The sequence below is a fragment of the Neobacillus niacini genome (assembly GCF_030817595.1).
Lineage (GTDB): Bacteria > Bacillota > Bacilli > Bacillales > Cytobacillaceae > Neobacillus > Neobacillus niacini_G.
Window position 1 is genome coordinate 2082770 of sequence record NZ_JAUSZN010000001.1, and the last position, 17551, is coordinate 2100320.

General features: G+C 36.9%; 13 protein-coding genes. 1 reads left to right on the plus strand and 12 read right to left on the minus strand.

The genetic code is table 11. From position 1 onward, the window contains the following. Positions 1–168 precede the first annotated feature (168 nt). A complete protein-coding gene (locus QFZ31_RS10290) occupies positions 169–2604 on the plus strand; it encodes a GH39 family glycosyl hydrolase (protein WP_307302888.1) in 2436 nt (811 codons plus the stop codon). 107 nt (positions 2605–2711) lie between these two features. On the opposite strand, the gene QFZ31_RS10295 is transcribed toward QFZ31_RS10290, so the two are convergent. The 12 genes from QFZ31_RS10295 to QFZ31_RS10350 form a co-directional block, all read right to left on the minus strand. Then, complete coding sequence (locus QFZ31_RS10295; RefSeq protein ID WP_307302889.1) at positions 2712–3662, minus strand: aldo/keto reductase; 951 nt, start codon at positions 3660–3662, stop codon at positions 2712–2714. Between the two features lie 16 nt (positions 3663–3678). Beyond that, positions 3679–4719, minus strand: coding sequence for a Gfo/Idh/MocA family protein (locus QFZ31_RS10300; protein ID WP_307302890.1), 1041 nt, complete (start codon positions 4717–4719; stop codon positions 3679–3681). 52 nt (positions 4720–4771) lie between these two features. Next, the gene (locus QFZ31_RS10305; protein WP_307302891.1) at positions 4772–6289 is read right to left on the minus strand and encodes a GMC family oxidoreductase; all 1518 of its coding nucleotides are present in this window, start codon (positions 6287–6289) and stop codon (positions 4772–4774) included. A gap of 51 nt (positions 6290–6340) precedes the next feature. After that, complete coding sequence (locus tag QFZ31_RS10310) at positions 6341–7105, minus strand: hydroxypyruvate isomerase family protein (RefSeq protein ID WP_307302892.1); 765 nt, start codon at positions 7103–7105, stop codon at positions 6341–6343. A 44-nt stretch (positions 7106–7149) separates the two neighbouring features. Beyond that, complete coding sequence (locus QFZ31_RS10315; RefSeq protein ID WP_307302893.1) at positions 7150–8526, minus strand: MFS transporter; 1377 nt, start codon at positions 8524–8526, stop codon at positions 7150–7152. 194 nt (positions 8527–8720) lie between these two features. Further along, the gene (locus tag QFZ31_RS10320) at positions 8721–10094 is read right to left on the minus strand and encodes an MFS transporter (RefSeq protein ID WP_307302894.1); all 1374 of its coding nucleotides are present in this window, start codon (positions 10092–10094) and stop codon (positions 8721–8723) included. A 50-nt stretch (positions 10095–10144) separates the two neighbouring features. After that, positions 10145–11344 (minus strand): Gfo/Idh/MocA family protein, encoded by a 1200-nt coding sequence (locus tag QFZ31_RS10325; protein ID WP_307302895.1) that lies wholly within the window; start codon positions 11342–11344, stop codon positions 10145–10147. Beyond that, positions 11332–12300, minus strand: a complete 969-nt coding sequence (locus tag QFZ31_RS10330) for a sugar phosphate isomerase/epimerase family protein (protein ID WP_307302896.1) — start codon at positions 12298–12300, stop codon at positions 11332–11334. Before QFZ31_RS10330 ends, QFZ31_RS10325 begins: the two co-directional genes overlap by 13 nt. A 69-nt stretch (positions 12301–12369) precedes the next feature. Then, positions 12370–13551 carry a Gfo/Idh/MocA family protein gene (locus QFZ31_RS10335; protein WP_307302897.1) on the minus strand — a complete coding sequence of 394 codons (1182 nt, stop codon included), beginning with the start codon at positions 13549–13551 and terminating at the stop codon, positions 12370–12372. Between the two features lie 47 nt (positions 13552–13598). Next, the gene (locus QFZ31_RS10340) at positions 13599–14531 is read right to left on the minus strand and encodes a sugar phosphate isomerase/epimerase family protein (protein WP_307302898.1); all 933 of its coding nucleotides are present in this window, start codon (positions 14529–14531) and stop codon (positions 13599–13601) included. Between the two features lie 15 nt (positions 14532–14546). Next, positions 14547–15536, minus strand: a complete 990-nt coding sequence (locus QFZ31_RS10345; RefSeq protein WP_307302899.1) for a sugar phosphate isomerase/epimerase family protein — start codon at positions 15534–15536, stop codon at positions 14547–14549. Positions 15537–15833: 297 nt separating this feature from the next. Beyond that, on the minus strand, positions 15834–17222 hold the full coding sequence (locus QFZ31_RS10350; RefSeq protein WP_307302900.1) for an MFS transporter: 1389 nt from the start codon (positions 17220–17222) through the stop codon (positions 15834–15836). Between the last annotated feature and the right edge of the window lie 329 nt (positions 17223–17551).

Below are 17551 nucleotides of genomic sequence, written 5' to 3' on the forward strand. Positions count from 1 at the left end.
AGTCAATATTTACAAGGATTTCACAATATCTTGTAAGTATTGGCTAATTTTTATGGAAAAAACCTGCGATTTATAACGATATCGTTTACATTTCTGAATTATCTGATATATTAAAACTATTTAGTGTTTTATTAATCTTTGGATATTTCAAAAAGAGGTGCAATGTATGTGATAAAAAATCAAATATATTATGGTAATTCAATCAACATTTTTTTGATTAATTTACAGAATAATCTCCCAATGAAAAGAGATTTCTGCAATTTTTTTCTAGTCTTAAAAGGCAATATCTCAATTACCATTAAATCAAAAACATATGATTTTAGTGAAAATGATATCTTTATGGTTTCACCGAATGATGCATACCAAGTTTTAAGTCAAAATAATAACTTAATCCTAATTTTAGAAATCAATTTAGATTTTTTAATCAGCCAAATAGGAGATTTTAATTTAACAGAATTTAATTCGAAAACTGGTGAATTAAGGGATTTAGATTTACTTAAAAAGACGTTCGCAGAACTTGCAAAGAGCTTTTTCAGTCATCAAAGTAGCGCAAATCTACTTTTTATTTCCAGCATATATAAATTTTTATATATCATACATAATATAAAGTCTATGGCCAAATTATCTGAAGAAACAGATGAACATTCAAATGAAATTTATCAATCACGTGTAAATGAAATTAAACAATATATTCATCAAAACTACAATAAACCGATATCTCTAAGCAAATTAGCAGACAAATTATATTTGACTCCTCAGTATACTTCGAAATTTATTAAACAGCATTTAGATATGAATTTTACTGACTATGTTAACTTGGTTAGGTTAAATCAAGCGGTAGAAGAATTATTATATACAAATAACTCTGTTACACAGATTGCACTTAATCATGGTTTCCCAAATTTAACAAGTTTTTATAAAGCTTTCCGAGATAAGTATAAGGAAACACCTATAAATTATCGAAAACATTACTTATCTAGTATTGATTCTAATTCGATTGACGATTTCGATTACAGTTATAAGGTTACAGAAGATGATCATAAGGAAGCTTCAAAACAGTTGGAAAATATTATTAATAATCATCATAATCATGCTATCTTGTCATCAAATTTAGAAATTTTACCGCGTAATAATATTATTGTGGACGCTTCTACATCTACTCCATTAAAAATGGTTTGCTTTGAATTGATCAATTTAGGATTTGCATCAAATATTTTGTCCCATGATTTCCAGAAACAATTAGCAATCGTTCAAAAAGAATTAAACTTTAAATATGCAAGATTTCAAGGCATTATCACGCCAGATATTATTGATAAAATACCAAATACAAATTCTTACAATTTTTCAATAGCCAACAGAATTATCGATTATCTATATTCAATAAAGTTAATCCCTTTCATTGATTTCGGCACTCAACCTAGAAAAATTAATGTAAACAGTAGTGAATATGCCTATTATTCAGACAACCAATCACATTTCCAAACCTTAGATGAATGGAAGGAATTCTTGCAAAGTTTTATTCATCATTGTGTAAATAGATATGGAATCGCAGAAGTTGAAAAATGGAGATTCGAACTTTGGTTACCTCACGGGAGTAAACTCGAATATCCAATAGAGGGAGTTAAATGGTATAGGGAACATTATAAAATCATGTACCAAACAATCAAGAGGTTACTACCCAATACGCAGGTTGGTGGATTTGGCTACAATATCTCCGCAACTGAAAATATCCTCTATGACGTTATTTCTCATGAAGAGATTACTCTTGATTTTATAACAATCGCTTGCTTTCATACTGAAATACCAAGACAAGAACATCTTAGTACCCCTTACTTTACGACAAATAGTGAATTTTTGAAGCAAAGGATAACAAATATCCTAAATCAATTTAATAAATTGGAGATTCCAATTTTTGTTACTGAATGGAATTTTGGTTATACATCAAGAAATTTTGTTAACGATTCAATCTTCAAAGCATTGTTTATCACTAAAAACATCTTGGAAAATACAGATAATATTGACGCAATCGGGTATTGGTTTTTGTCTGATCTAACAATTGAATATAAAGACACTAACAATATACTATTTGGCGGGAACGGCCTACTCTCTGTTGACGGTCTAAAAAAACCAGCTTACTTTGCTTATCAATTTCTATCACATATTGGTAATCAATTGATACACAAAGGTGATGGCTATATTATAACGACTGATTCCCGAAATAGTTATCAAATTTTACTTTACAACTACAGTCACCCTTCAGATTTCTTCTGCCTAAAATTTGATTCTGAAATAAATTCCAAAAATGTTAATGGAATTTTTGATCATACCCACTCCAAAGAATTCTCAATTGAGTTGATAAACATTCCAAAAGGGAATTATAGAATCAAATCATACAAACTTAATAAAGAGTACGGCAGCATTTTAGATAATTGGATAAAAATAGGACAGACACAACACATTACACCAAGCGAGATTGAATATTTTAATAATATTACAATACCTTCCCAAAACATCTACTACACAACCAGTGACACTTCACTTCATATTCAAGAGATATTGAATATTAATGAAGTACAGTTAATCACAATAAAACTAGAAATTTAGAAATCAATAAACAGTTTTCAAATACAAAAAATGGGTGTCCTAAAAAAATTTTGGGACACCCTCATGGTTTTATTTAATTAATGCAGAATCATTCTCTTTCAGATTTACTAGATATTAGCATTTATACTTTCGCCATATTCTAACCATTCTACTTCCTCATGTGTGAGGATAATCTTTGAACCTTCATAGCAAGATAATAATTCTTCTTCGTTTTGTGGCCCAATCACAGCACAAGTAGGAAATGGTTGGTTAAGAACATAAGCAAGGGCAATTTTGATTGTAGAAACACCTTTTTCTTCTGCTAATTGTTCTGCTCGGTGATAGCGTTCCCAATTGGCATCAGTATAAAAGGCACGCACTAAATCCTTATTGCTAAGGTCTTCTGGCGTAAAGCGACCTGTGAAAAAACCTCTTGCTTGTGAAGACCAAGATAAAAGTGGAAGTTGCGTCTTTTCATGCCAAGAACAATATTCTGCATTAGCGGAAATACTTCCTGGAAAATACGGTTCTTGCGCTTTTGCCAGGCTTAGGTTTGGACTATTGAACGTAAAGCCAATTTTTCCGTTCATCGCTGCATAATCATTTGCTTCTTGAATTCTTTCTGTAGTCCAGTTCGAAACACCTATTGCCTTAATTCGACCAGCATCGATATGCTCGTTCAATACATCAATGATTGTACTAACAGGTACATCTGGATCATCCCGGTGCAAAGCATACAAATCAATATAATCGGTTTTTAGACGTTTTAAGCTTTCTGTTAGATCGGCCGTAATGCATTCTCGATTTACACGTCGTGGAATGTGTGGGAAAGGATGTGCTCCTTTTGTCAGGATAATAACATCTTTACGATTATTTCGCTCCTCTAGCCACATGCCAATGGCCACTTCACTTTCGCCTCTCATATACCCAAATGCGGTGTCAATGGTGTTACCGCCTATTGCAATGAATCGGTCGAGTACTGAACGGACTGTTTCATAGATATCTGGTCTAAAATAGTCGGACCCTTGGATTAAAGAGGAAATCGGTTTATCAAACCCTTTAATATTGATCATTTTCATCAAAAAAACCTCCTTTTTATAGTTCAACCCGACGGCGTTCTCTGGCAGATTGCAGACAAGCATCGATGACTTTCATGTTTAAGACTGAATCTGCCGCCGGATATGGAAGTCGTTCTCCAAATAAGATACTATTTCCAATAGCATCCATCTGCAAAGCAAATTCGTTCACATATGGCACAGTAACTTCTCTTCTTATATCATTTCTACCATCCAATGTGATAACGAAGAAGTTGTCCGCATTGTTCTGCATGGTTATAAATGCCGAAGGTACTTCAATACGTCCATCAGAGCCGATGATTTCTAGGGTGTTCCGACCGGCAGCCCACAAGCCACAGTCAAAACTTAAAGCCACCCCATGGTCAAACTCTAAGATTCCAGCAACCATCATATCTACATTTTCGTGTTCCTCAGATAATAATGCATGAACAGTAACTGCCTGTGGCTCTTGTCCTAGCAGCATTCGTGCTGCGGTGATTGGGTATACTCCTATATCATAAATAGAGCCCCCTCCTTCTTTATAACGGAAATTACCTGCTGCCCTTGCAAAGGGATTATTATAAGTAAATGTTCCACGGATACCGCGAATTTCTCCAATTTCACCGGATTCGATGATTTCACGGATCATCTTGTAACGCGGGTGGTAGCGGTACATAAAGCCTTCTGTTAGAACGACACCTGCTTGGTTACAGGCTTCAACCATTTCTTTGGCCTCATTTTCATAAAGTGCTAATGGTTTTTCACATAACACATGCTTACCTGCGGATGCGGATTTAATTGTCCATTCCTTGTGTAAGTAATTAGGCAGCGGAATGTAAACGGCATCAATTGTGTCGTCGGAAAGTAACTCCTCATAGCTTCCATACGTCACTGGAATATCGAATTCCTCCGCTGTTTCTTTCGCTTTTGCTATACTCCTACTCGCAATGGCAGCAACTTCCCCTGTTTCTGATTGTTTAATAGCTGGAATTATAGCTCGCTTCGCAATGCTAGCACTTCCTAAAATACCCCAACGAATTTTTTCCACTGATTGATCACCTCTTAAATTATTGATTCGCATGATATTAATCTACCAATATTGAAATTTCTAAAATTAAATTTGCATGTATGAATTATTTTTTAGCAATCATTGTGCCTTTTTTTGTATTGTTTTTTTGGGTTTCAAAGATATAATCCGCAGTACGAATTGCAAAAGCAACTGTTGTTAATGTAGGATTTGCCCTTCCAACGGTCGGTAAAACACTATTGTCAGCAACGAAAAGTCCTTCGACACCGTGAATTTGACCGTAACAATTTGTGGCTGAAGTTGCAGGATCTTCACCCATACGGCACGTTCCAGTTTCGTGATAATCACTTCCAATTGGCATTAGATATACGGAAGGATCATTATCTCCAGCAACCTTACGGAGAATTTCACGGCATGAATCTATCATTTGCTGAATAACCATTTGATCATTGTCACTATAAGAAAAATCAATATTTAGCATCGGAACCCCAAACTCGTCCTTCCGAGCAGGATCAAGAGAAATCTGATTTTCAAACCGCGACTCTACCTTCCCGTAGCCGCCGATATTAATTCTTACTTCTTCTTGGAAAGGCCTTTCCTGTTCCTGTGTGTGCCACGTTAGTGGATCAAGCATCGCTAGCATATATGGACAATGCTCTCCTTGTGGAATGAATACTCCCAAAGCCCCCAGAGGCTCGGGGAATTTCTTTCGCGGCACCGTGGTTGAGGCACGAACTCCTGAATGATTAGCTAGGTAATGACCAATCGCATCGCCTTTAATCCCCGAGTTCAATAATATTCGCGGTGTCTCAAACGTGCTTGCCGACAGTACAACATTTTTAGCCTTAATCGTATATGATTTCTTTTCCGGCGTCATCACTCGAAGCCCTTGCACACTTCCTCCTTCAGCATACACCTCTACTGCTTTAGCTCTTACGGCAAGATCGAAGGATCGCTTCATCGCTCTTGCAAGGAATGAAATGGAACTAAAAAACACATTCGAATGAATTTCACCTTGATACGTTGCTTGAAGGTCAGCCGCCATCGGAATATAGGTAGAATCAGTAAAACCGGCCTCGTGCAGCCGCCCAATCATTGTTTCTGTAATGGGAGATCCCTTAAAAAATGACTGGGAAACATTCATGGCTTTCTCTGCGATGCTGTAATAATCATTCATTTCCTTTAAGGACACCGGCCATGTCGCCATTTCTACCGAGTCCATCCTCGGGGATATTTGTGTCCAAAACAAAGTTCTTCCACCTAATGCATTAACTTCGATTGCTTCCGGTAAATTGGAAGAGTATTTCGAAGAATAGCTTGTGTAGTTTGGATTATATAAATATTCAGGAAAACGATCCGCTGGAATGGTCGGTAAATTTCGCACATGAGTTGGGGCCAACAGGTCACCTGCCTCAATCATACCAATCCTCATGCCTTCGTCTGCCCATTTTTCACATAGTCTCCAAAGGACAGCCCCTCCTCCTGCACCAGAACCGACAATGATCACATCATATTCTTTATTACTCATTTCCTCCAGCGTTACAGTTGGAATCCAGTGGTTCATTGTTTTAGGAGGATGGCCAACTGGAAAAAATGGCATATTTGGCAGGGAATTCATATTCATCTTAATCACTCTCCTACGTTTAGTATTGTCAAAATTTTTTATTGTAAAAGATTAATAGTCAAGTATGCCTCGCGCATCTCGGACTGCCTCAGTTAGTTCAATGGTGGGTACATATTCCAGTCCAAAGAATCCTTCATAATTTGTACTCTTAATGGCCTCTATTACGGCTTTATAATTGATTTCACCCTTCGTAATCTCATGTCTGCCAGGATGACCGGCTCCATGTATATGACCAATTTTATCGATATTCGCGGTGATAGTGTTGATTATGTTGCCTTCACTAATTTGCTGATGATAGATGTCATACAATACCTTAACGTGTGTGCTGCCAATTTCTTCAACAATTTGGAACGCTTCTTCAGAGCTCCAGAGAAAATAATTCCCGTGGTATAAATCAACTTTCACGTTAAGCGGCTCAATAACTAATGTGATGCCAGCTTCTTCAAGCATAGGTGCACACCGTTTAAGACCTTCTACAATACTTTGATGCTGCAGGTCTCTTGGAACACCCGCAATCTCATCACCTACAGTGGCAATGATGATTCCGCATCCTAATTCCTTAGCTACTTGAATCGTTTCCGAGCATTTTTTGACGTATTCGTCACGAAATACTGAATCTGTTAAACTGACTTTATCGGTCATGATGGCGGCAATTTCCATTTGAAGCTCGTCTACTGTCTTTTTAATCGATCCTATATCTTTGTCCCGCCATTCCCAGAACTCAATAATATTGCATCCTGCTTCTTTTACTGCTTTAATACTTTCAACAGGGTCTTGGCGAAAAAAAACCCCATCAGTACAAACAGATAGTTTCATTATTAATCCTCCTGAAAATCGTAGTTTTATAAACTGAACTTTTTTTACTGTCTCATATTTAATTCGGAAACAATCTGAGGATGAATCTTGTCTAATTTATAAAATGAAACAGCCAGAATTTGTATTATGCTACATAAGATTGGAACGAAATAATAGAGAAATTGAATTGAGGTGATAGCTGAAGCTGTTACATGCTTTGGATCGTACCCGCTTAACATCAATGCATATCCTATTAACGCACCACCAATTGCCATCCCTACTTTAGTCGCAAAGCTATTCCCGGCGTATAGTGTACCCTCTGCACGTATCCCGAATTTCCATTCATTATAGTCAACTGAATCTGCCGTCATACCAATTGCAGAGCTGCCACAAATGCCACCGAAAGTGTATGCTATCAAATAAAAGATAGCAAAAATAACCGCGCTGCCTTGAAAATACGGCAGAATCGCTAGGCAAAGAATACTAACACTAAGTCCAATAATATTTCCATTACGATGGCCGAATCTTTTAATAATGGCAGGTGTCATAACTGCTGCTAATATTAATCCTACATAAATCATTGGCAACAATATGGAAATCATCGCTGGATTTTTAAGTACTTGTAAACAAAAATAAATGGTAATCGCCACTACAGCTCCAATTCTAATAAACATAAATAATGTAAAGATCAGAGCCGAAACCCAAGGACCATTTCTAAAAGCGCTTTTGTATGTGTAACGTAAACTCCGCTTGCCTATGTCGGCAGATTTCGTTTCAATATAACGTTCTTTACAATTCTTCAAAATAATCATGAAGGCAATTGTTCCTAAAACAGAAAATAAAATAGCCGTCCAAAAGAAACCTAACTGTTGGTTTCCTCTACCGAAGAAACCAACAAGGGGCATTGTACCAGCTGTTACAAGAATTTGACCAATTGCCGTTCCACCAACTCGTATACTAGATAATTGTGTCTTTTCATTTGAATCCCTTGTCATTATCGTTATTAATGCACCATAAGGGATATTTACTACTGAATATAACAATCCAGCAATAATATACGTTATATATGCATAAATAATCTTAACCGTATCGGAACCATCTATTGTTGTAAAGGATAGTATATAAAATACGCACAATGGAATGATTCCAAATAATATATATGGCTTTGTCCGCCCCCATTTAGAATTAGTTCGATCAATAAATGCGCCTATGACAGGGTCAATAAAAGCATCTAATATTCTAGAAACAAGCATGATTGTTCCAGTTACGGCAACGGGTAAAAAAGCAACATCCGTATAGAAATAAAGTAAGAAACTACCTATCGATCCCCACATTAAATTGGATGCAAAATCTCCAAAACCATAGCTGAATTTTTCTATTTTGCTAAGTTTTACATTATTTTTTCCTACAGATAATGTGTGAGAAACTGTTTGTATGTCCATATCATCACTCCTCTTAAAATCATGATGTAAGGCAGGATCTCAGTTGAAATATAATCAATAATTTTGAAGTTTAGGGTAATAAAAGGGAGCGTGATATGAATCACTATGCTACCCTTTTATTATGGATAAATCCTTTAAAATCCGGACAACTTACTGCATTAGTTTCTCGTTAAATTAGTTTATCATTACCATAACTACCTGTGATTCAAATCATAAATAATCTGCGGATGCATTTTGTCTAGTTTGTAAAATCCAATCGCAATAATTTGTAAAATACTACATAAAATTGGGATTAAATAATAGAGAAAATGGATGGAGCTGACAGCTGAAGCTGTTACATGTTTTGGATCGTATCCAGTGAAAGCTAAAATATATCCAATTAGGGCCCCGCCAACTGCCATACCTACTTTAATTCCAAAACTATTTCCTGCATATAGCGTACCTTCTGATCGTATTCCAAATTTCCATTCATTATAGTCAACAGAATCTGCCGTCATACCAATTGCAGAGGGCCCGGTGATACCCCCAAATGCATTTGCGATAAAATAGATGGTGACAAAAATAACTGGACTACCTTCAAAGAACGGCATTATGGCAAGGCAAAGAATATAGATGCTAAGTGCAATAATATTTCCTTTGCGATAGCCAAACTTTTTAATAAAAGCGGGTGTCATAGCGGCTGCAAAAATCATTCCAATATAGAGCATTGGTAAGAGGATGGAAATCATTGCTGGATTTTTAAGTACCTGCAAACAAAAATAGATGGTAATCGCAACAGTAGCTCCAATTTTAATAAACATAAATAATGTAAAAATCAACGTTGAAACCCAAGGCCCATTTCTAAAAGCACTTTTGTATGTGTAAATTAAACTGTGCTTTTCCTTGGTTACAGAGTTCTTTTCAATATAGCGTTCTTTACAATACTTCAAAATAAACAGAAAGGAAATAATCCCTATTACAGAAAATAAAATAGTTGTCCATAAAAAACCCTGCTGCTGATTTCCTTTACCTAATGCATTTACGAGCGGCATTGTCCCTGCAGTCACCAGGATATTCCCTATTGCCATTCCACCCATTCGAATACTGGCAAGTTGGGTTTTCTCATGTGGGTCCCTAGTCATCATGGGCATTAATGCACCATAACCAATGTTTACAACCGAGAATAACAATCCAACAATAATAAACGTTATATAAGCGTAAATAATCTTAGTTGTATCCGATCCATTTATTGTAGTAAAAGATAGGATATAGAATACACATAATGGAAGTATTCCAAATAATATATATGGCTTTGTGCGCCCCCACTTAGAGTTAGTCCGATCAATAAAACTACCTACTAAAGGGTCAAAAAAAGCATCTAAAATTCTAGAAACAAGCATGATTGTCCCCGTTGCAGCCACTGGTATTAATGCAACGTCTGTATAGAAATAAAGTAAGAAACTTCCAAGGACTCCCCACATTAAATTGGACGCAAAATCTCCAATCCCATAGCTATATTTTTCCTTTAAGCTAAGTTTCCCATTAACCTCTGATACCCGAATTGGATTAGAAGTTGTTTGCAAGTCCATATAATCGCCCCTCGTAAAGAATTTTTATGTTAAGAATCTAACTTTTTCTTTTACAATGCAGAATGTACAGACTGTTGAAAATTCTCACTTAGAGAAACCCATTTTTTCATTCGAGACGACTGCTCAACCGCCTCTAATATTGCCTGATTTCTCAATCCATCTACAAAATTAGGTGCAGGGCTGAAGCCTTTATCGATGCCATTTAATAGTTCGACCATCAAATTGATAAAAGTATGTTCGTAACCAATAATATGAGCTGCCGGCCAATAGGCTCCTGCATAAGGGTGCAATTCTTCCGTACAGTTAATTGTTCGAAATCCTTGCAGCCCTGGTTCATCATCATGGAAATACACTTGAAGATTATTCATATTTTCCCCGTCCCACTTGATGGACCCTTTCTCACCATTAATCTCAAACCTATTACCATTTCGGTTACCCCCAGCAAATCGTGTCGCTTCAAACGTACCGATGGCACCGTTTTCAAAACGGGCAAGGAAGACACTTGCGTCATCGACCTCAACATCACCTACTTTGTCACTCGACGCTGTACCGCTTAAACCAGAGCTGTTTTCCACAATCGGGCGCTGTTTAATAAATGTTTCCATTACTCCACAAACTTCCTGAAATTCGCCTACTAAAAATCTAGCTAAGTCAACACTATGGGCAGCTAAATCTCCGTGAGCTCCTGAACCGCAGATTTCCTTATTCAACCGCCATACGAGCGGAAATTGCGGATCCATAATCCAATCTTGTAAATAAGTTGCACGAATATGGTAAATCTTCCCTAGTCTCCCATTCTCAATCAACTTTTTTGCAAATTGAATCGCTGGTGCAAAGCGGTAATTATAGTTGACCATATGGATGACCGCGTTTTTTTCGACAGCTTCCAGCATTCGCTTAGATTGCTCAAGCGTCATTGCCAGTGGTTTTTCACAATAAACGTGTTTTCCGGCTTCTGCTGCAGCTATGGCAATTTCCGCGTGATTATGATTCGGGGTTACGATATCAATTAAATCGATATCGTCTCTCGCAATTAATTTTCTCCAATCCGTTTCATAGCTTCGCCATCCCATCTTGGCTGCTGCTTCTTTCACGCCTACCTCATCCCGGCCGCACAAAGCTTGGAGAACAGGTTCTACCTTGTTATCAAAATAAAACGATACGTCCCGGTAGGCATGGGTGTGGGCTTTCCCCATAAACTTATAGCCGACCATTCCAATTCTAACCTGTTTTTTGTTTACGCCCACCATAATTCGGCAGCCCCTTCTTTTATGATTTTAGTTTGTAAAAAAGAAACCGCTTTCGTAAATCCTTCTTCTACACTCATTAAGGCATCTTCATGCTCGATACTAATGGCCCCTTTATAACCAATGGTTTGAAGTGTGCTAATAATTTCTTTCCAGGTATCTTCCCCGTGACCATAACCAACCGTTCGAAATATCCAGGAACGATTGGTGATATCGCTATAGCTCTTTGTATCAAGCACTCCATTTAAATGACTGTTTTGTCCATCGATCCTTGTATCCTTCGCATGGAAATGATACAAGGCATTCTCTTTCCCTAATGCTTTAATACAAGCCACTGGGTCCATACCTTGCCAGAAATAATGGCTTGGATCAAAGTTAGCGCCAATTTGTTCACCACATTCTGATCTTAATCGTAAGAGCGCTTCAGAATTATATACTACGAATCCGGGATGCGGTTCAATCGCTACTCGAACACCATATTGTTGTAAAAACTCATTTTGCTCTTTCCAATATGGAATTACTTTTTCATTCCATTGCCAATTCAAGACATCTGAAAAATCATTCGGCCATGGGCATGTAATCCAGACAGGATTCAAGGAATAATCAGACTCACCTGGGCACCCCGAAAAAGTGATAACGTTTTCAATTTCAAGTATTGAGGCAAGCCGGACAGTATCTTGAAATGCCTTGTGATGTTGAGCCGCAATGGTTTTGTTTGGGTGAAGCGGATTTCCATGGCAGCTTAATGCACTAATTTTAATCCCTCGATATGAAAAGGCTTTCTTAAATCTCAATAATTTCTCTTCATCAGCCAAAAGTTCAGCAGGATTGCAATGTGCATCACCAACATATCCTCCAGTCCCAATTTCTACAGTATCAAGTCCATGTCCCTTAATAAAATCCAATGCTTCTTCTAACGGCTTATTGGAAAATAAGACGGCAAACACACCCAGTTTCATAATAACCCCTCTTCCTGTTAAAGATTAAAAATCTACCAAGCTCTTATTTCAATGTAACAATCCCTCTTTTTAATCAAGTTCTCCAAAACGCAAACCAGTTGGAACGGCTGACGGTTTGCTGCAAGTACTAGTCATAACATAGGGGGTTCCCTCTTCTGCAGCACGTTCAAATCCCATTAGGGCTTCTAAAACATGGTAGGTCAGATCTCCATTTGTTCGGTGAGGTCTTCCTTCCGCCAATGCATAGGCCATATCCAATACACCCAAGCCACGAGAATTATAACCAATATTATGATAGGCAAGTGGAATCTCTCTTACGAATTCCTCCATTTTGGACCTGGAGTTTATCGTGATAAGTGCCTCGACCATGTCCGCACCTTCAATACTGTCTACCATATTGTCACCTCTGATTAATTTCACTGGTCCGCCGAACATGTTTGGATCTGGAACCATAAGAGTGCCCTCTGTCCCATATATTTCTAACTTCGGCAAGGTAGAAAACCATACATCAAAGCTCATGTTAACAGTAGCAATAACCCCACTTTCAAATTCAATTAGGCCAGAATAATGGGTAAGTACATCCACACTAATTGATTTTTTAGATCTGATATTGGAGTTTAGAACCGTTCTCTCATCATGTGTCTTTTTTGCAATACAAGTAATTTTGTGAATGGGTCCTATTAACGCGACCATGGCTGTAATATAGTATGGTCCCATGTCCAGCATAGGTCCTCCGCCTTCTTTGTAATAGAAATCGGGAGCAGGATGCCAAAGTTCGTGTCCATGACACATGAAGTTAGCCGTTACAGCTATTGGATTTCCAATCCAGCCATTATCTAGAACCTTTTTGGAGGTTTGAATGCCAGCACCTAAGAATGAATCAGGAGAGCATCCCAACATCAAGCCCTTATTCTTAGCAAAATCGATTGATTTACGTGCGTCCTCCAGATTTAAAGCAAGAGGCTTTTCGCAATAAACATGTTTACCTGCTTCTAATGCAGCCATGTTAATCTCATAGTGAGCAACAGGGATGGTAAGATTCAGCACGATTTCCACCTCAGGGTCGGCAAGTAACTCTTCCACGCTGCATGCCTTAGGAACCCCATACTTTGCTGCCAGCTCTTCCGCTTTGCTCAAGAACATGTCGGCGCAGGCTACCACCTCAATCAATTTATATCTCTGAGTTAGGTTGTCCATATAAGTATGACTGATGGTACCGCATCCAATTAAACCTACTTTTACCCTCTTCAATTTTTTCTCCTCCTAAAAACACCAAAATGAAAAGTCTATACTGAAAGTTATTTATATATAGGTGAGAGTTCGTGATCGATATACCACTTAGAAAGTAACATCGCAGCTAACGGGTCAGGCGTCCCATCCGTTTCAATTGTCATCCAACCTTTGTGATTGTATTTCTTAAGTAATTTCCACAAGCCTTTGAAGTCGACCTTGCCACTTCCAAGTTCCCAGAACCACTGAGTGCCCTCATCTGCGAACTCTGCTCCTGGTGCAAATCTTTCGCTATCCGGTGCATTTGGGTGGGTTGTATCCTTCAAATGGAAATACTTGATTCTATCATGATACTTATCATAGAACTGAACTACATCTACCCCCATGATGGAAAGCTGTGCTGTATCCAAGCAATAAGATACATAATTTGGATCTGTCATCTCTAAGTACTCCTCGTGATCATACAGGTTCACTGCGCACCAGAACTCATTATGAATACAAGCCGTTATTCCTTTATCAGCCGCTCTTTTTCCGATTTCATTCATACATTCTGCAGCATTACGGAGTTGCTCTTTCGATAATGGACCCGTTCCGTAATATTGCCCTGCAGGCATGATAATCATATTTTCACCGCCTAATTCAGACAAGGCATCAATCCACATTTGATTAAATCCTACAGCACTATGTAGATTTTCTTTGTTTTCGGAACCTGGAGCGAGTGAAAACATACCTGTAATCTGTTCAATCCCTCTCTCCTTTGCAAAATCTGCAAAGTTTTTAAGCGAGCCAAAAAACTGCTTAATGTATGGAATATGATAAAACATCACTTCGATACCCTTAATACCCGCGCCAACGTGATATTTGAAAATTTTATCCCAATCTAAATAATAAGCTGCATTGCCATAATCATCTTCAGACCATTCATTAATGTTATTAATTTTTGGAAAATCTACAATCATTCCCCACATGTTTGTCATATATGAATATTTTAAATTCTCCATTCATCTTACCTCCATTTACGATTTTAATAGGACATTATCAACATACCAACGCATTTTTAATAAAGCTTTGTATGGATTAAGCGCTTTCTTTGATTCGCAAATTAACCATCCATCATATCCCGAATCCTTTAATTCTTTATACACTCCTACTTTATCTACAAGCCCATCTCCAAGATCAGCAAAGACCCGTTGAGCTCCCACAATTGGTATTTCTGGATTGGTTTTTTCATAATTGTTTTCAATATCCTCAAACTTGGTGTCGCTAAAACGAACAAAGTTTAGCCTGTTTTTATATTTTTTTACCATTTCCACTGGATCGGACTTCGCAATGAAAAGATGAGCCAAATCAGGGCTGTATTGAATATTTTCAGAATCCAGCATATCTAGCAATACATTCAGTTCGTTACCGCGAACAAGGCTCCAATATTCATTTTTTATAGAGGCTTGGACCCCATTCTTTGCCGCCAATTCCCCAATTCTGTTAAGAACCTGGGCTGTTTGGGAGAGATAGTCCTGCCTCCATTCTTCAATCCTTGGGCCCTTTAGTTGATAAAGTAATCCAAGTTCTGGCGTCGGTGAAATGACCAATCCATTTCCGCCAAGCTCCGCAACGAATTCAATTGCTTCTTCGGCAGATGCTTCCAATTTCTCAAAAATCTTGGATGGATCATCACCGGTTGTAAGTAACTCTATTAATGCGTCATTTGCGTTGACATGAACACTTGTAACCTTTTCGATACCGAAGCTATTAAGCATATCGTTAAATGAAGCAACTGAGCCATACTTGGTGTTTACAGTATACTTACTAATAGGCATTCCACTTCTAGCCATGTTAAAAGCAATTCCGTCAGTAGAATAAGGATTATATGGAAGCTCAATTCCTTTGAATCCTGCCGCCGCCACAAACTTAAACATTTCTACCCAATACGACTTTGACAGCTTATGTTTAAATCCAGGTTCACTGATCCGCATATTAATCATTTCTAAACTGCAACCAAATTTCATTGTTAAAAGCTCCTTCCGTAAGTTTTAATTACTACTACAGCTAAGCTGTATATATATCATATCGAAAGTGCCAAATAGAAAACTTCCGAATTTTTTGACAATTAAAATGAATCTTTATACTATTTTTTATTCAGAACGAGAATGTAATCTTGGGATATTTGAAAATATTAAAATTCATTTACTATTATTTAATCTCCTATGTTAATTCACTGTTGATATAAAGTCTTTATCAACAAAAATAAAGTAGACCACAAGTTCAGAAGAAATTATGGCCTACTTACTTAATTTGTTATTAAATTATCTATTTCTTATTTCTTGGACAATCACTTCATGTTGTTTTTTATCCAGATTATAAAAATAAATGATTACAATTTGAATAATCATAATTGAAATTGGTCCAGCATAATACAAAGTTTGAAGTCCATTAACTACGGAGTCTGTTATTTGTCCAGGTATGTATCCTATAATAGTTAAAGAATACCCAACAATGGCAACACCTATCGCACTACCAACTGTTGTTCCTAAGCTCATTGTAGATGATAAAAATCCTTCCATACGACGGTTAAATTTCCACTCACTATAATCAATTGTATCTGCTATCATCGCAAACATAGCTGGTGTTGGAATAAATGCCAAAATTTGGATAATCATATAAATAACTAAAAAAGATAACATTTGATCTTGAAAAAATGGCAAAATACAATAACCAGCAATACTACCACTTAATACCATTGTAATCCCAGCACGGTATGATAATTTTTTAAAGATTGTTGGAGCAATAAAACCAGCTGTTAATGTTCCTATTGAGAACATTGTAAGTAAAATCGGAATCATAGTTGGATTCTGCAAAACATTTAATGCAAAATAAACTGTAATTGATGTAACAATACCCACTCTCATAAGATTGAACATAACAAAAACAAATAAAATTACCCATGGCTTATTCTTGAAAGCTAATTTAAAATCTTCCCAAAACTTTGTCCTAGTTTCTTTTGTTACCGGTTTAGAATAACGTTCCTTACAGTTTACAAAAATTAGATACATACAAGCAATACCTATAAGCGCATAAACAATTGAAACTAATCTAAAACCTAACTTTTCATCCCCTTGACCAGCCCATGCAATAAAAGGATTGGTAAGAGCGTTTACAACGATTGCTCCAATTGCCATACCAACTGTCCTAAAACTACTTAATGTTACTTTATTATTTGGATCTCGAGTCATCATTGGCAACAAGGACGTATATGGACTATTCATTGAAGCGAATAGGATACCAAATAAAAGAAATGTAACCCATGCATAAGCAATTTTAAGCCCATCTGACATATCAAAAGCACTGAATGTTAGGACACAAAGAATTCCGTATGGTATGGCCATATATAAAAAGTAAGGTCTAGCTTTCCCATGTTTAGAAGTTGTTCGATCCAGAATAGCTCCCATGATAGGATTATATGCCCCGCTTAAAATTCTAGCAACTAAGAAAATAGTTCCTGTTGCCGCAACTGGTACTAAAGCTACATCTGTATAGAAATATAGTAGAAATGCAGTTGTTAAGGACCACGTTAACTGAAAAGCAAAATCACCCGATCCATAGCTTAATTTTTCCTTTAGACCAATCCTTTCAATATCCTTATCGCTAGAATCTTGATTTACTTCTTCAAAAACATCTTCCATTGCTCGTCCCATATTTTTCTCTCCTTATTAAAATAATAACTTACTTTTTACGAAACAATTGCAAGCGCTTCAATTGATAGCTTAATTTTATCGATTGTAGGATGGAAACACTATCTGATAATTACACAATAATATACTCTTTCTTAATCCTTTTTAATAAAAGGCAACAAATTAAGCTTATGGATTAAATTTTACAAAATTTTTTTACACCAATATAAAATGCTTCAAAATTTGGTGATAACGATATTTCATTAATCTTCAATATCAATTCAGCATTATATTTTTTCTCTACCCTAGTAAAAAATACAGGTGAAATTCACCTGTATTCTCCCAATTTATTT

What these genes read in the sequence shown, in the direction of transcription:
- QFZ31_RS10295 (WP_307302889.1), bottom strand. Translation starts at nt 3,662, where the DNA reads ATGAAAATGATCAATATTAAAGGGTTTGATAAACCGATTTCCTCTTTA.
- QFZ31_RS10300 (WP_307302890.1), bottom strand. Translation starts at nt 4,719, where the DNA reads ATGCGAATCAATAATTTAAGAGGTGATCAATCAGTGGAAAAAATTCGT.
- QFZ31_RS10305 (WP_307302891.1), bottom strand. Translation starts at nt 6,289, where the DNA reads ATGAATATGAATTCCCTGCCAAATATGCCATTTTTTCCAGTTGGCCAT.
- QFZ31_RS10310 (WP_307302892.1), bottom strand. Translation starts at nt 7,105, where the DNA reads ATGAAACTATCTGTTTGTACTGATGGGGTTTTTTTTCGCCAAGACCCT.
- QFZ31_RS10315 (WP_307302893.1), bottom strand. Translation starts at nt 8,526, where the DNA reads ATGGACATACAAACAGTTTCTCACACATTATCTGTAGGAAAAAATAAT.
- QFZ31_RS10320 (WP_307302894.1), bottom strand. Translation starts at nt 10,094, where the DNA reads ATGGACTTGCAAACAACTTCTAATCCAATTCGGGTATCAGAGGTTAAT.
- QFZ31_RS10325 (WP_307302895.1), bottom strand. Translation starts at nt 11,344, where the DNA reads ATGGTGGGCGTAAACAAAAAACAGGTTAGAATTGGAATGGTCGGCTAT.
- QFZ31_RS10330 (WP_307302896.1), bottom strand. Translation starts at nt 12,300, where the DNA reads ATGAAACTGGGTGTGTTTGCCGTCTTATTTTCCAATAAGCCGTTAGAA.
- QFZ31_RS10340 (WP_307302898.1), bottom strand. Translation starts at nt 14,531, where the DNA reads ATGGAGAATTTAAAATATTCATATATGACAAACATGTGGGGAATGATT.
- QFZ31_RS10345 (WP_307302899.1), bottom strand. Translation starts at nt 15,536, where the DNA reads ATGAAATTTGGTTGCAGTTTAGAAATGATTAATATGCGGATCAGTGAA.
- QFZ31_RS10350 (WP_307302900.1), bottom strand. Translation starts at nt 17,222, where the DNA reads ATGGGACGAGCAATGGAAGATGTTTTTGAAGAAGTAAATCAAGATTCT.